This is a genomic window from Escherichia sp. 10290 (assembly GCF_030295155.1).
Lineage (GTDB): Bacteria > Pseudomonadota > Gammaproteobacteria > Enterobacterales > Enterobacteriaceae > Escherichia > Escherichia coli_F.
In genome coordinates, this window is sequence record NZ_AP025741.1 from 232,575 (window position 1) to 245,159 (window position 12,585).

The 12,585-nt window shown below is 49.9% G+C and carries 8 protein-coding genes, 3 tRNA genes and 3 rRNA genes; 10 read left to right on the forward strand and 4 right to left on the reverse strand.

Annotated features, from left to right (window positions below; translation table 11 throughout):
• The first annotated feature begins 77 nt into the window (after nt 1–77).
• The 7 genes from QUE74_RS01050 to dkgB all read left to right on the forward strand — a co-directional run bounded on the left by QUE74_RS01050 (nt 78) and on the right by dkgB (nt 6,278).
• Nucleotides 78–1,619: ribosomal RNA gene (locus QUE74_RS01050) — 16S ribosomal RNA — on the forward strand.
• 68 nt (nt 1,620–1,687) lie between these two features.
• Nucleotides 1,688–1,764 (forward strand) — tRNA-Ile (locus tag QUE74_RS01055).
• Nucleotides 1,765–1,806: 42 nt separating this feature from the next.
• A tRNA-Ala gene (locus QUE74_RS01060) sits at nt 1,807–1,882 on the forward strand.
• Nucleotides 1,883–2,065: 183 nt separating this feature from the next.
• A 23S ribosomal RNA gene (locus tag QUE74_RS01065) occupies nt 2,066–4,970 on the forward strand.
• A 95-nt stretch (nt 4,971–5,065) separates the two neighbouring features.
• Nucleotides 5,066–5,181 (forward strand): 5S ribosomal RNA (gene rrf / locus QUE74_RS01070).
• The 16S, 23S and 5S rRNA genes sit together here with 3 tRNA genes alongside, the layout of an rRNA operon.
• A 54-nt stretch (nt 5,182–5,235) precedes the next feature.
• A tRNA-Asp gene (locus QUE74_RS01075) sits at nt 5,236–5,312 on the forward strand.
• Nucleotides 5,313–5,474: 162 nt separating this feature from the next.
• Nucleotides 5,475–6,278 carry a 2,5-didehydrogluconate reductase DkgB gene (gene dkgB, locus QUE74_RS01080; protein WP_000997054.1) on the forward strand — a complete coding sequence of 268 codons (804 nt, stop codon included), beginning with the start codon at nt 5,475–5,477 and terminating at the stop codon, nt 6,276–6,278.
• Here the strand turns inward: dkgB and yafC are convergent.
• Nucleotides 6,275–7,189, reverse strand: coding sequence for a DNA-binding transcriptional regulator YafC (gene yafC / locus QUE74_RS01085; protein WP_000648546.1), 915 nt, complete (start codon nt 7,187–7,189; stop codon nt 6,275–6,277). The genes dkgB and yafC overlap by 4 nt on opposite strands.
• Nucleotides 7,190–7,429: 240 nt before the next feature.
• Here yafC and QUE74_RS01090 point away from each other — a divergent pair, with 240 nt between their 5' ends.
• Nucleotides 7,430–8,230, forward strand: a complete 801-nt coding sequence (locus QUE74_RS01090; RefSeq protein WP_001232862.1) for an endonuclease/exonuclease/phosphatase family protein — start codon at nt 7,430–7,432, stop codon at nt 8,228–8,230.
• A gap of 77 nt (nt 8,231–8,307) precedes the next feature.
• Nucleotides 8,308–9,078, forward strand: coding sequence for a class I SAM-dependent methyltransferase (locus tag QUE74_RS01095; protein ID WP_000211732.1), 771 nt, complete (start codon nt 8,308–8,310; stop codon nt 9,076–9,078).
• Nucleotides 9,079–9,124: 46 nt separating this feature from the next.
• On the opposite strand, the gene mltD is transcribed toward QUE74_RS01095, so the two are convergent.
• Together mltD and gloB are read right to left on the reverse strand one after the other, a co-directional pair.
• Nucleotides 9,125–10,483, reverse strand: a complete 1,359-nt coding sequence (gene mltD / locus QUE74_RS01100; protein WP_000644685.1) for a murein transglycosylase D — start codon at nt 10,481–10,483, stop codon at nt 9,125–9,127.
• 71 nt (nt 10,484–10,554) lie between these two features.
• Nucleotides 10,555–11,310, reverse strand: a complete 756-nt coding sequence (gene gloB, locus QUE74_RS01105) for a hydroxyacylglutathione hydrolase (protein WP_001052752.1) — start codon at nt 11,308–11,310, stop codon at nt 10,555–10,557.
• Between the two features lie 33 nt (nt 11,311–11,343).
• On the opposite strand from gloB, the gene QUE74_RS01110 reads away from it, so the two are divergent.
• On the forward strand, nt 11,344–12,066 hold the full coding sequence (locus QUE74_RS01110) for a class I SAM-dependent methyltransferase (protein ID WP_001295200.1): 723 nt from the start codon (nt 11,344–11,346) through the stop codon (nt 12,064–12,066).
• Here QUE74_RS01110 and rnhA read toward each other — a convergent pair.
• A complete protein-coding gene (gene rnhA / locus QUE74_RS01115) occupies nt 12,063–12,530 on the reverse strand; it encodes a ribonuclease HI (RefSeq protein WP_000917877.1) in 468 nt (155 codons plus the stop codon). The two genes, QUE74_RS01110 and rnhA, sit on opposite strands and share 4 nt — an antisense overlap.
• Nucleotides 12,531–12,585 lie beyond the last annotated feature (55 nt).

A 12,585-nucleotide genomic window follows, 5' to 3' on the forward strand; every position in this document is an offset into this window, starting at 1 on the left:
ACGAAAAATGAATAGCAAGTCTCAAGAGTGAACACGTAATTCATTACGAAGTTTAATTCTTTGAGCATCAAACTTTTAAATTGAAGAGTTTGATCATGGCTCAGATTGAACGCTGGCGGCAGGCCTAACACATGCAAGTCGAACGGTAACAGGAAACAGCTTGCTGTTTCGCTGACGAGTGGCGGACGGGTGAGTAATGTCTGGGAAACTGCCTGATGGAGGGGGATAACTACTGGAAACGGTAGCTAATACCGCATAACGTCGCAAGACCAAAGAGGGGGACCTTCGGGCCTCTTGCCATCGGATGTGCCCAGATGGGATTAGCTAGTAGGTGGGGTAACGGCTCACCTAGGCGACGATCCCTAGCTGGTCTGAGAGGATGACCAGCCACACTGGAACTGAGACACGGTCCAGACTCCTACGGGAGGCAGCAGTGGGGAATATTGCACAATGGGCGCAAGCCTGATGCAGCCATGCCGCGTGTATGAAGAAGGCCTTCGGGTTGTAAAGTACTTTCAGCGGGGAGGAAGGGAGTAAAGTTAATACCTTTGCTCATTGACGTTACCCGCAGAAGAAGCACCGGCTAACTCCGTGCCAGCAGCCGCGGTAATACGGAGGGTGCAAGCGTTAATCGGAATTACTGGGCGTAAAGCGCACGCAGGCGGTTTGTTAAGTCAGATGTGAAATCCCCGGGCTCAACCTGGGAACTGCATCTGATACTGGCAAGCTTGAGTCTCGTAGAGGGGGGTAGAATTCCAGGTGTAGCGGTGAAATGCGTAGAGATCTGGAGGAATACCGGTGGCGAAGGCGGCCCCCTGGACGAAGACTGACGCTCAGGTGCGAAAGCGTGGGGAGCAAACAGGATTAGATACCCTGGTAGTCCACGCCGTAAACGATGTCGACTTGGAGGTTGTGCCCTTGAGGCGTGGCTTCCGGAGCTAACGCGTTAAGTCGACCGCCTGGGGAGTACGGCCGCAAGGTTAAAACTCAAATGAATTGACGGGGGCCCGCACAAGCGGTGGAGCATGTGGTTTAATTCGATGCAACGCGAAGAACCTTACCTGGTCTTGACATCCACGGAAGTTTTCAGAGATGAGAATGTGCCTTCGGGAACCGTGAGACAGGTGCTGCATGGCTGTCGTCAGCTCGTGTTGTGAAATGTTGGGTTAAGTCCCGCAACGAGCGCAACCCTTATCCTTTGTTGCCAGCGGTCCGGCCGGGAACTCAAAGGAGACTGCCAGTGATAAACTGGAGGAAGGTGGGGATGACGTCAAGTCATCATGGCCCTTACGACCAGGGCTACACACGTGCTACAATGGCGCATACAAAGAGAAGCGACCTCGCGAGAGCAAGCGGACCTCATAAAGTGCGTCGTAGTCCGGATTGGAGTCTGCAACTCGACTCCATGAAGTCGGAATCGCTAGTAATCGTGGATCAGAATGCCACGGTGAATACGTTCCCGGGCCTTGTACACACCGCCCGTCACACCATGGGAGTGGGTTGCAAAAGAAGTAGGTAGCTTAACCTTCGGGAGGGCGCTTACCACTTTGTGATTCATGACTGGGGTGAAGTCGTAACAAGGTAACCGTAGGGGAACCTGCGGTTGGATCACCTCCTTACCTTAAAGAACTGTTCTTTGCAGTGCTCACACAGATTGTCTGATGAAAATGAGCAGTAAAACCTCTACAGGCTTGTAGCTCAGGTGGTTAGAGCGCACCCCTGATAAGGGTGAGGTCGGTGGTTCAAGTCCACTCAGGCCTACCAAATTTGCACCGCAAATTTGAAGAGGTTTTAACTACATGTTATGGGGCTATAGCTCAGCTGGGAGAGCGCCTGCTTTGCACGCAGGAGGTCTGCGGTTCGATCCCGCATAGCTCCACCATCTCTGTAGTGATTAAATAAAAAATACTTCAGAGTGTACCTGCAAAGGTTCACTGCGAAGTTTTGCTCTTTAAAAATCTGGATCAAGCTGAAAATTGAAACACTGAACAACGAAAGTTGTTCGTGAGTCTCTCAAATTTTCGCAACACGATGATGAATCGAAAGAAACATCTTCGGGTTGTGAGGTTAAGCGACTAAGCGTACACGGTGGATGCCCTGGCAGTCAGAGGCGATGAAGGACGTGCTAATCTGCGATAAGCGTCGGTAAGGTGATATGAACCGTTATAACCGGCGATTTCCGAATGGGGAAACCCAGTGTGATTCGTCACACTATCATTAACTGAATCCATAGGTTAATGAGGCGAACCGGGGGAACTGAAACATCTAAGTACCCCGAGGAAAAGAAATCAACCGAGATTCCCCCAGTAGCGGCGAGCGAACGGGGAGGAGCCCAGAGCCTGAATCAGTGTGTGTGTTAGTGGAAGCGTCTGGAAAGGCGCGCGATACAGGGTGACAGCCCCGTACACAAAAATGCACATGCTGTGAGCTCGATGAGTAGGGCGGGACACGTGGTATCCTGTCTGAATATGGGGGGACCATCCTCCAAGGCTAAATACTCCTGACTGACCGATAGTGAACCAGTACCGTGAGGGAAAGGCGAAAAGAACCCCGGCGAGGGGAGTGAAAAAGAACCTGAAACCGTGTACGTACAAGCAGTGGGAGCCTCTTTATGGGGTGACTGCGTACCTTTTGTATAATGGGTCAGCGACTTATATTCTGTAGCAAGGTTAACCGAATAGGGGAGCCGAAGGGAAACCGAGTCTTAACTGGGCGTTAAGTTGCAGGGTATAGACCCGAAACCCGGTGATCTAGCCATGGGCAGGTTGAAGGTTGGGTAACACTAACTGGAGGACCGAACCGACTAATGTTGAAAAATTAGCGGATGACTTGTGGCTGGGGGTGAAAGGCCAATCAAACCGGGAGATAGCTGGTTCTCCCCGAAAGCTATTTAGGTAGCGCCTCGTGAATTCATCTCCGGGGGTAGAGCACTGTTTCGGCAAGGGGGTCATCCCGACTTACCAACCCGATGCAAACTGCGAATACCGGAGAATGTTATCACGGGAGACACACGGCGGGTGCTAACGTCCGTCGTGAAGAGGGAAACAACCCAGACCGCCAGCTAAGGTCCCAAAGTCATGGTTAAGTGGGAAACGATGTGGGAAGGCCCAGACAGCCAGGATGTTGGCTTAGAAGCAGCCATCATTTAAAGAAAGCGTAATAGCTCACTGGTCGAGTCGGCCTGCGCGGAAGATGTAACGGGGCTAAACCATGCACCGAAGCTGCGGCAGCGACGCTTATGCGTTGTTGGGTAGGGGAGCGTTCTGTAAGCCTGCGAAGGTGTACTGTGAGGTATGCTGGAGGTATCAGAAGTGCGAATGCTGACATAAGTAACGATAAAGCGGGTGAAAAGCCCGCTCGCCGGAAGACCAAGGGTTCCTGTCCAACGTTAATCGGGGCAGGGTGAGTCGACCCCTAAGGCGAGGCCGAAAGGCGTAGTCGATGGGAAACAGGTTAATATTCCTGTACTTGGTGTTACTGCGAAGGGGGGACGGAGAAGGCTATGTTGGCCGGGCGACGGTTGTCCCGGTTTAAGCGTGTAGGCTGGTTTTCCAGGCAAATCCGGAAAATCAAGGCTGAGGCGTGATGACGAGGCACTACGGTGCTGAAGCAACAAATGCCCTGCTTCCAGGAAAAGCCTCTAAGCATCAGGTAACATCAAATCGTACCCCAAACCGACACAGGTGGTCAGGTAGAGAATACCAAGGCGCTTGAGAGAACTCGGGTGAAGGAACTAGGCAAAATGGTGCCGTAACTTCGGGAGAAGGCACGCTGATATGTAGGTGAAGCGACTTGCTCGTGGAGCTGAAATCAGTCGAAGATACCAGCTGGCTGCAACTGTTTATTAAAAACACAGCACTGTGCAAACACGAAAGTGGACGTATACGGTGTGACGCCTGCCCGGTGCCGGAAGGTTAATTGATGGGGTTAGCGGTAACGCGAAGCTCTTGATCGAAGCCCCGGTAAACGGCGGCCGTAACTATAACGGTCCTAAGGTAGCGAAATTCCTTGTCGGGTAAGTTCCGACCTGCACGAATGGCGTAATGATGGCCAGGCTGTCTCCACCCGAGACTCAGTGAAATTGAACTCGCTGTGAAGATGCAGTGTACCCGCGGCAAGACGGAAAGACCCCGTGAACCTTTACTATAGCTTGACACTGAACATTGAGCCTTGATGTGTAGGATAGGTGGGAGGCTTTGAAGTGTGGACGCCAGTCTGCATGGAGCCGACCTTGAAATACCACCCTTTAATGTTTGATGTTCTAACGTAGGCCCCTTATCGGGGTTGCGGACAGTGTCTGGTGGGTAGTTTGACTGGGGCGGTCTCCTCCTAAAGAGTAACGGAGGAGCACGAAGGTTGGCTAATCCTGGTCGGACATCAGGAGGTTAGTGCAATGGCATAAGCCAGCTTGACTGCGAGCGTGACGGCGCGAGCAGGTGCGAAAGCAGGTCATAGTGATCCGGTGGTTCTGAATGGAAGGGCCATCGCTCAACGGATAAAAGGTACTCCGGGGATAACAGGCTGATACCGCCCAAGAGTTCATATCGACGGCGGTGTTTGGCACCTCGATGTCGGCTCATCACATCCTGGGGCTGAAGTAGGTCCCAAGGGTATGGCTGTTCGCCATTTAAAGTGGTACGCGAGCTGGGTTTAGAACGTCGTGAGACAGTTCGGTCCCTATCTGCCGTGGGCGCTGGAGAACTGAGGGGGGCTGCTCCTAGTACGAGAGGACCGGAGTGGACGCATCACTGGTGTTCGGGTTGTCATGCCAATGGCACTGCCCGGTAGCTAAATGCGGAAGAGATAAGTGCTGAAAGCATCTAAGCACGAAACTTGCCCCGAGATGAGTTCTCCCTGACCCTTTAAGGGTCCTGAAGGAACGTTGAAGACGACGACGTTGATAGGCCGGGTGTGTAAGCGCAGCGATGCGTTGAGCTAACCGGTACTAATGAACCGTGAGGCTTAACCTTACAACGCCGAAGGTGTTTTGGCGGATTGAGAGAAGATTTTCAGCCTGATACAGATTAAATCAGAACGCAGAAGCGGTCTGATGAAACAGAATTTGCCTGGCGGCCTTAGCGCGGTGGTCCCACCTGACCCCATGCCGAACTCAGAAGTGAAACGCCGTAGCGCCGATGGTAGTGTGGGGTCTCCCCATGCGAGAGTAGGGAACTGCCAGGCATCAAATTAAGCAGTAAGCCGGTCATAAAACCGGTGGTTGTAAAAGAATTCGGTGGAGCGGTAGTTCAGTCGGTTAGAATACCTGCCTGTCACGCAGGGGGTCGCGGGTTCGAGTCCCGTCCGTTCCGCCACTTATTAAGAAGCCTCGAGTTAACGCTCGAGGTTTTTTTTCGTCTGTATTTCTATTATTGCCAAAATCGCAAAAATCCTCTGCATTTTATGCCCTTTTTCCGCAACAGTCTAAAGTCCATAATCATCTCAGTTAACGAACATAGCATTAAAAGAGGCATATTATGGCTATCCCTGCATTTGGTTTAGGTACTTTTCGTCTGAAAGACGACGTTGTTATTTCATCTGTGAAAACGGCGCTTGAACTTGGTTATCGCGCAATTGATACCGCACAAATCTATGATAACGAAGCCGCAGTAGGTCAGGCGATTGCAGAAAGTGGCGTGCCTCGTAATGAACTCTATATCACCACTAAAATCTGGATTGAAAATCTCAGCAAAGACAAACTGATCCCGAGTCTGAAAGAGAGTCTGCAAAAATTGCGTACCGATTATGTTGATCTGGCGCTAATCCACTGGCCGTCACCAAACGATGAAGTCTCTGTTGAAGAGTTTATGCAGGCGCTGCTGGAAGCCAAAAAACAAGGTCTGACGTGTGAGATCGGTATTTCCAACTTCACGATCCCATTGATGGAAAAAGCGATTGCTGCTGTTGGCGCTGAAAATATCGCTACCAACCAGATTGAACTCTCTCCTTATCTGCAAAACCGTAAAGTAGTCGATTGGGCTAAACAGCACGGCATCCATATTACTTCCTATATGACGCTGGCATATGGGAATGCCCTGAAAGATGAGGTTATTGCTCGTATTGCAGCTAAACACAATGCGACTCCGGCACAAGTGATTCTGGCGTGGGCTATGGGGGAAGGTTACTCAGTAATTCCTTCTTCTACTAAACGTGAAAACCTGGAGAGTAATCTTAAGGCACAAAATTTACAGCTTGATGCCGAAGATAAAAAAGCGATCGCCGCACTGGATTGCAACGACCGCCTGGTTAGCCCGGAAGGTCTGGCTCCTGAATGGGATTAAGCCTCTCTGACAGCTCCTCTGGGAGCTGTTTTTACATGCTCGCTAAGGAAATCGATAAAAGCCCGGATGCGCGTACTTACCGCACGGTCGCTGTAATAGACTGCACTGAATGGCATTTCCACTGGCAACACTTTGTCTGCCATTAACTCCACCAATTCTCCGCGAGCGATTTCTCTGTCGATCATATAGTCGGACAAACACGCAATCCCGTTGCCACTCAGGCAAAGCTGTTTCAGCGTTTCGCCACTATTAGATGACAAACTGTACTGCACTTCATGTAATTGCCCATCACTACAGGCTATTGGCCAGGTATTGAGAGACGCGGGTTCAGTGAATCCCAGGCAAACATGTTGCTTTAAATCGTCAATAGTTTCTGGCTTGCCGTAGCGGGCAATATAATCAGGGGAGGCGATAATTTTTCGATAACTGTTAAACAATGGCCTGGCACGTAAGCTGGAATCCGTTAACGTACCAGCGCGTATCGCGACATCCACTTTTCTTTCGATCAAATTAATAATCGTTTCGGAGGAGACTAGCGATAAAGTAACTTCCGGATAGCGTTCACGGAAAGGCTTAATTAACGGCATCAGAAAGTGCAGCACCACTGGAGTTGCGGCATCGATCCGTAACAGTCCACGCGGTGTATTACGCGTCTCCATAATTTCTGATTCTGCCGCTGCCATCTCCTGCAAAATTGACTGTACGCGGCGAAAATAACGCTCGCCTTCTTCTGTCAGGCTAAGTTGCCGCGTGGTCCGATTAAGCAGGTTAACGCCAAGTTTCATCTCCAGCTTTTTCACCGCCCGGCTTACCGCTGAGTTTGCTTGCCCTAATTGTTCCGCTGCCCGGCTAAAGCTGCCGCTTTCGACGACCGAAACAAAAATGGCGAGTTCTTCCGACGTGGCTTTCATTTTTGCTCCTGTTGCAAAATAGATGAGATATTTTGAATTTATTTGTCATTAAACCATCAGGATGCGTGATATGTCATCCGATTTAATATTCTCAATAATGAGCAAATTTCTGACCGGTGTAAGCACTTGCTTACATAACAATATACAATTGCTCGTTGAAAGAGTGAGCTAAAATCCCTATAACAGTAGAACCTTCCCGAGTGCGGAAGGGTTGACGTAATAGAGGTTTCAAAGTCAAAAGTGCGAAAAACCACCTATGCCATGCGCTATGTTGCCGGACAACCTGCGGAAAGGATCTTACCGCCGGGGTCTTTTGCGAGCATCGGCCAGGCATTACCACCTGGAGAACCGTTAAGTACCGAAGAGCGTATTCGGATCCTGGTGTGGAACATATACAAACAGCAACGCGCTGAATGGTTGTCGGTATTAAAGAACTACGGCAAAGATGCACATCTGGTGTTATTGCAGGAAGCGCAGACAACGCCAGAGTTAGTACAGTTTGCGACCGCTAACTATCTTGCCGCCGATCAGGTACCCGCTTTCGTGCTGCCACAACATCCTTCCGGTGTAATGACCCTTTCGGCGGCGCATCCAGTGTATTGCTGCCCGTTACGTGAACGAGAACCCATTTTGCGTCTGGCGAAGTCGGCACTGGTGACGGTCTATCCATTACCTGACACCCGCCTGTTGATGGTGGTTAATATACACGCCGTCAACTTCAGTCTGGGCGTGGATGTCTATAGTAAGCAGTTACTTCCTATTGGTGATCAGATAGCTCACCACAGCGGCCCGGTCATTATGGCAGGAGATTTCAATGCCTGGAGCCGTAGAAGGATGAACGCGTTATATCGCTTTGCGCGGGAAATGTCGCTGCGCCAGGTGCGTTTTACCGATGATCAGCGCCGTCGGGCGTTTGGTCGCCCGCTCGATTTTGTTTTCTACCGTGGTCTGAACGTCAGCGAAGCTTCTGTACTGGTTACGCGCGCTTCCGATCACAATCCGCTACTCGTTGAATTCAGTCCCGGCAAGCCTGATAAATAAGGTATGTCAGGTCTGCCACAGGGCAGACCAACGTTTGGCGCTGCCCTTTTATACTCAAATAACAAAAGGACAGCGCAATGACAACACAATCCCACCATGACCACGTAGAAAAGCAGTTTAGCTCTCAAGCCAGCGAATATCTGACCAGTACCGTACATACATCCGGACGAGATTTACAGCGCCTGGCGGAGCGTCTGGCTGATTATCCTGATGCAAGTGTACTTGATATGGGCTGCGGAGCAGGGCATGCCAGCTTTGTCGCTGCGCAGAACGTGAGCGCGGTGGTGGCGTATGACTTATCTGCCCAAATGCTGGATGTCGTGGCACAAGCTGCCGAAGCCCGGCAACTGAAAAATATCACCACCCGCCAGGGATATGCCGAAAGTCTGCCATTTGCCGATAACGCCTTTGATATTGTTATCAGCCGTTATTCTGCCCATCACTGGCATGATGTCGGCGCAGCACTGCGCGAAGTGAATCGGGTATTGAAGCCCGGCGGTATGCTGATTGTGATGGACATCATGTCGCCAGGACATCCGGTACGTGATATCTGGTTACAGACGGTAGAAGCGTTACGCGATACATCACATGTGCGTAATTACGCCTGCGGTGAGTGGTTGGCGTTAATCAATGAAGCCAATCTGATAGTTGATAATTTAATTACAGATAAGTTACCGCTGGAATTTTCTTCATGGGTCGCGAGAATGCGTACGCAAGAAGCGTTAGTAGACGCTATTCGCATTTACCAACAGAGCGCATCGACAGAGGTGAAAACGTATTTTGCCTTGCAGAATGATGGCTCTTTCACCAGTGATATCATCATGGTAGAAGCACATAAAGCAGCATAAATAAAAAAGGCACCGGGGGAATCGGTGCCTTTTATTATCTGGTTTGTCAGGAATCTGGCATGTTGTTGTTTTTCACAAACAACGTCAGCTTATCGCCTGGTTGCAGATTCGCAGTATCGCTGTTCCAGCGCATCACATCTTTGATGTTCACGCCGTGGCGTTTAGCAATGCTTGAAAGCGAATCGCCTTTGCGCACACGATAAGTAATGCTATCGCTGTTGTTTGCCAACCGCTGTGCGCTACTACCTGCGCCAATCGTCAAGCTTTGGCCTGGCTTCAGCTTAGATCCGCGCAGTTTGTTCCACTGCTGCAAATCTTTGGTGCTAACGCCGAGACGTGAAGCGATGCTTGAAAGCGTGTCGCCAGAGCGTACGGTGTAAACACGGCTGTTAAGCGGCGTATTGTCGGCAACCAGTGTCGACTGTACGGCAGCAATTTCGCCAGAAGCCAGAGATTCACGCAGTTGATCTGCATGCTTCTTTGGCACCATCACGTACTGCGGGCCACTTGCGCCCAGCGTGGAGCCTTTCACGCCAGCGTTGAATGTCTTCAGCTTGCTGACGGAAATCCCCGCCATATCTGCAACCTTCGCCATTTCAACCGGGCTGCTCAGGTGCACACGCGCCAGAGCACGGCTTTCATCAGTCGTTGGCAGACGTACACCATAACGCTTGCTGTTTTTGAGAATATCACTCAATGCCAGCATTTTAGGCACGTATTGCTTCGTTTCCTGCGGCAATGGTAATGACCAGAAGTCCGTGGATTTCCCACGCGCTTTGTTCGTTTTAATTGCCTTCATGACCCGACCTTCGCCGCTGTTATAAGCCGCTACGGTCAGAAGCCAGTCGCCGTCAAACATCTTGTTCAGACGCTGCATCATGTTCAGCGCGGCAGTCGTTGAAGCAACAACATCGCGACGCGCGTCATAATTGCGGGTCTGTTTCAAACCATAATTGCGCCCCGTGCTCGGAATGATCTGCCAGATGCCTGCGGCATTGGCGCCAGACGTCGCGTGAGGATCAAAAGCGCTCTCCACTATGGGTAGTAGTACCAGTTCCATAGGCATGTTACGTTTTTTAACTTGCCCGGCTATCCAGTACATATACGGCTCTGCCCGTAAAGTTACATCGTGGAGATAGCTCTTATTGCGTAAATATTTCTGTTTCTGTTCGCGAATCCGGTCATTTTCCGGAATTCCCATCTTTAGCTCGTCGCCAATGAAAGCCCACAAGTCACCATCTGGCGCGATAGACGTCCCATCGTCCATCCATCGTGCCTGACTTGTAAACTTTGCTGCTTCCCCTTGACCAGCTGCAGAAAGGCTCTGTGCGTGCTGTTGAACGTTGCCGGTACTCTGGCAACCCACGAGCAGGACAGAGGCGAGTAATATCGCTTTTGCCTTCATGTGTGTGTCAATAGTTGCTTAAAAGACGACCGATCATAACGGCGAACGGAGCCGATGACAAGAAAGTTTTATCAGAACCTATCTTTCTTTGACCTTAACCATGCAAAACGCTCTTCAGGTTGTTGCAATAATGTTTCTTCATTAATTACATTAATTAAATCAATATCTTCCGTTCTTAAAAAAACATTAATTTGCCGCTCATTTTTCAGAATTACGGGTAGTGTTATTTGATTTTTTGCCCGTAACTCCTTAACTTTACGATAATAATCATTTATGGACAAATCGTGCGGAAGAATACTCAAAGCAAACTTCATATTTGATAACGTATATTCATGAGCACAACATACCAATGTATCGTCAGGTAACGCACTTAACTTTTTAAGTGATTGATACATTTGTGATGGTGTCCCTTCAAACAACCGACCACACCCACCAGAAAACAGCGTGTCGCCGCAAAATAGATAAGGTTTACTGAAGTAACAGATATGTCCTAAAGTGTGACCCGGTGTGGCAATTACACTAAATTCATGCCCCAAAACGAAGGCAGTTTCGCCATCTTTGACTACCTGTGTTGTTCCCTTATCTTGTGTCTCTTGTGGACCATACACCACAATTTGCGGAAACTTTTCCACCAGTTCTTTTACGCCGCCAACGTGATCGTGGTGATGGTGAGTGAGAAATATGGCCTCCGGTTGCCAGTTATTGGCGGTAATGGCGTTTAATACTGGCTCTGCGTCTCCGGGATCGACAATCAGGCAGCGACCTGCTTCATCATTCAAAACCCAGATGTAATTGTCATCAAAGGCGGGAATACTGTTAAGATTCATAGATTACCTCTCAGTGTGAAACGGAAGGTTGTGATGAAACCGGCAAGAGTCCCTCAAACTGTCGTGGCTCCTGATTGCTGGGGCGATTTGCCCTGGGGAGAGCTTTATCGCAAAGCGCTGGAGCGCCAGCTCAACCCGTGGTTCACTAAAATGTATGGTTTTCATCTGCTTAAGATTGGCAATTTAAGCGCAGAAATCAATTGCGAAGCGTGCGCGGTTTCTCATCAAGTGAATGTTTCTGCGCAAGGAATGCCCGTCCAGGTGCAGGCGGACCCACTTCATCTTCCTTTTGCCGATAAATCCGTTGATGTTTGTCTACTGGCACATACATTGCCGTGGTGCACCGATCCGCATCGATTATTACGTGAAGCCGATCGGGTATTGATTGATGATGGCTGGTTGGTCATTAGCGGCTTCAATCCCATCAGTTTAATGGGATTACGCAAACTTGTGCCGGTATTGCGAAAAACATCGCCCTATAACAGCCGGATGTTTACTCTGATGCGGCAACTGGACTGGCTCTCTTTGTTGAATTTTGAAGTGCTGCACGCCAGCCGTTTCCACGTTCTCCCGTGGAACAAACACGGTGGAAAACTATTGAATGCGCATATTCCTGCGCTTGGTTGCTTACAACTTATTGTCGCCCGGAAACGGACTATTCCTTTAACGCTAAATCCGATGAAACAGAGTAAAAACAAGCCACGAATTCGCCAGGCGGTTGGAGCCACCCGGCAATGTCGTAAACCACAGGCTTAAACTTCGACTTGATAGCCCGTATCTTCCAGTGTGGGATTCATCGCTGCGGCACGAGCCAGTTCATCGCAACGTTCGTTTTCCGGGTGTCCGGCATGGCCTTTAACCCATTCCCATTTGATTTGATGCTGCCCCAATGCAGCATCAAGACGTTGCCAGAGATCGACATTTTTTACTGGTTTTTTGTCTGCTGTTTTCCAGCCACGTTTTTTCCAGTTATGGATCCACTGAGTGATCCCCTGGCGGACATACTGGCTGTCGGTACTCAAAATGACTTCGCAATGTTCTTTTAACGCCTCCAGCGCGACAATAGCGGCCATCAACTCCATACGGTTGTTGGTGGTGAGGGTGTAGCCAGCGCTAAAGGTTTTCTCGCGTCCGCGATAGCGTAAAATAGCGCCGTAACCCCCGGGTCCAGGATTACCCAGACACGAACCATCGGTGAAAATTTCTACCTGTTTAAGCATCTCTGGTAGACTTCCTGTAATTGAATCGAACTGTAAAACGACAAGTCTGACATAA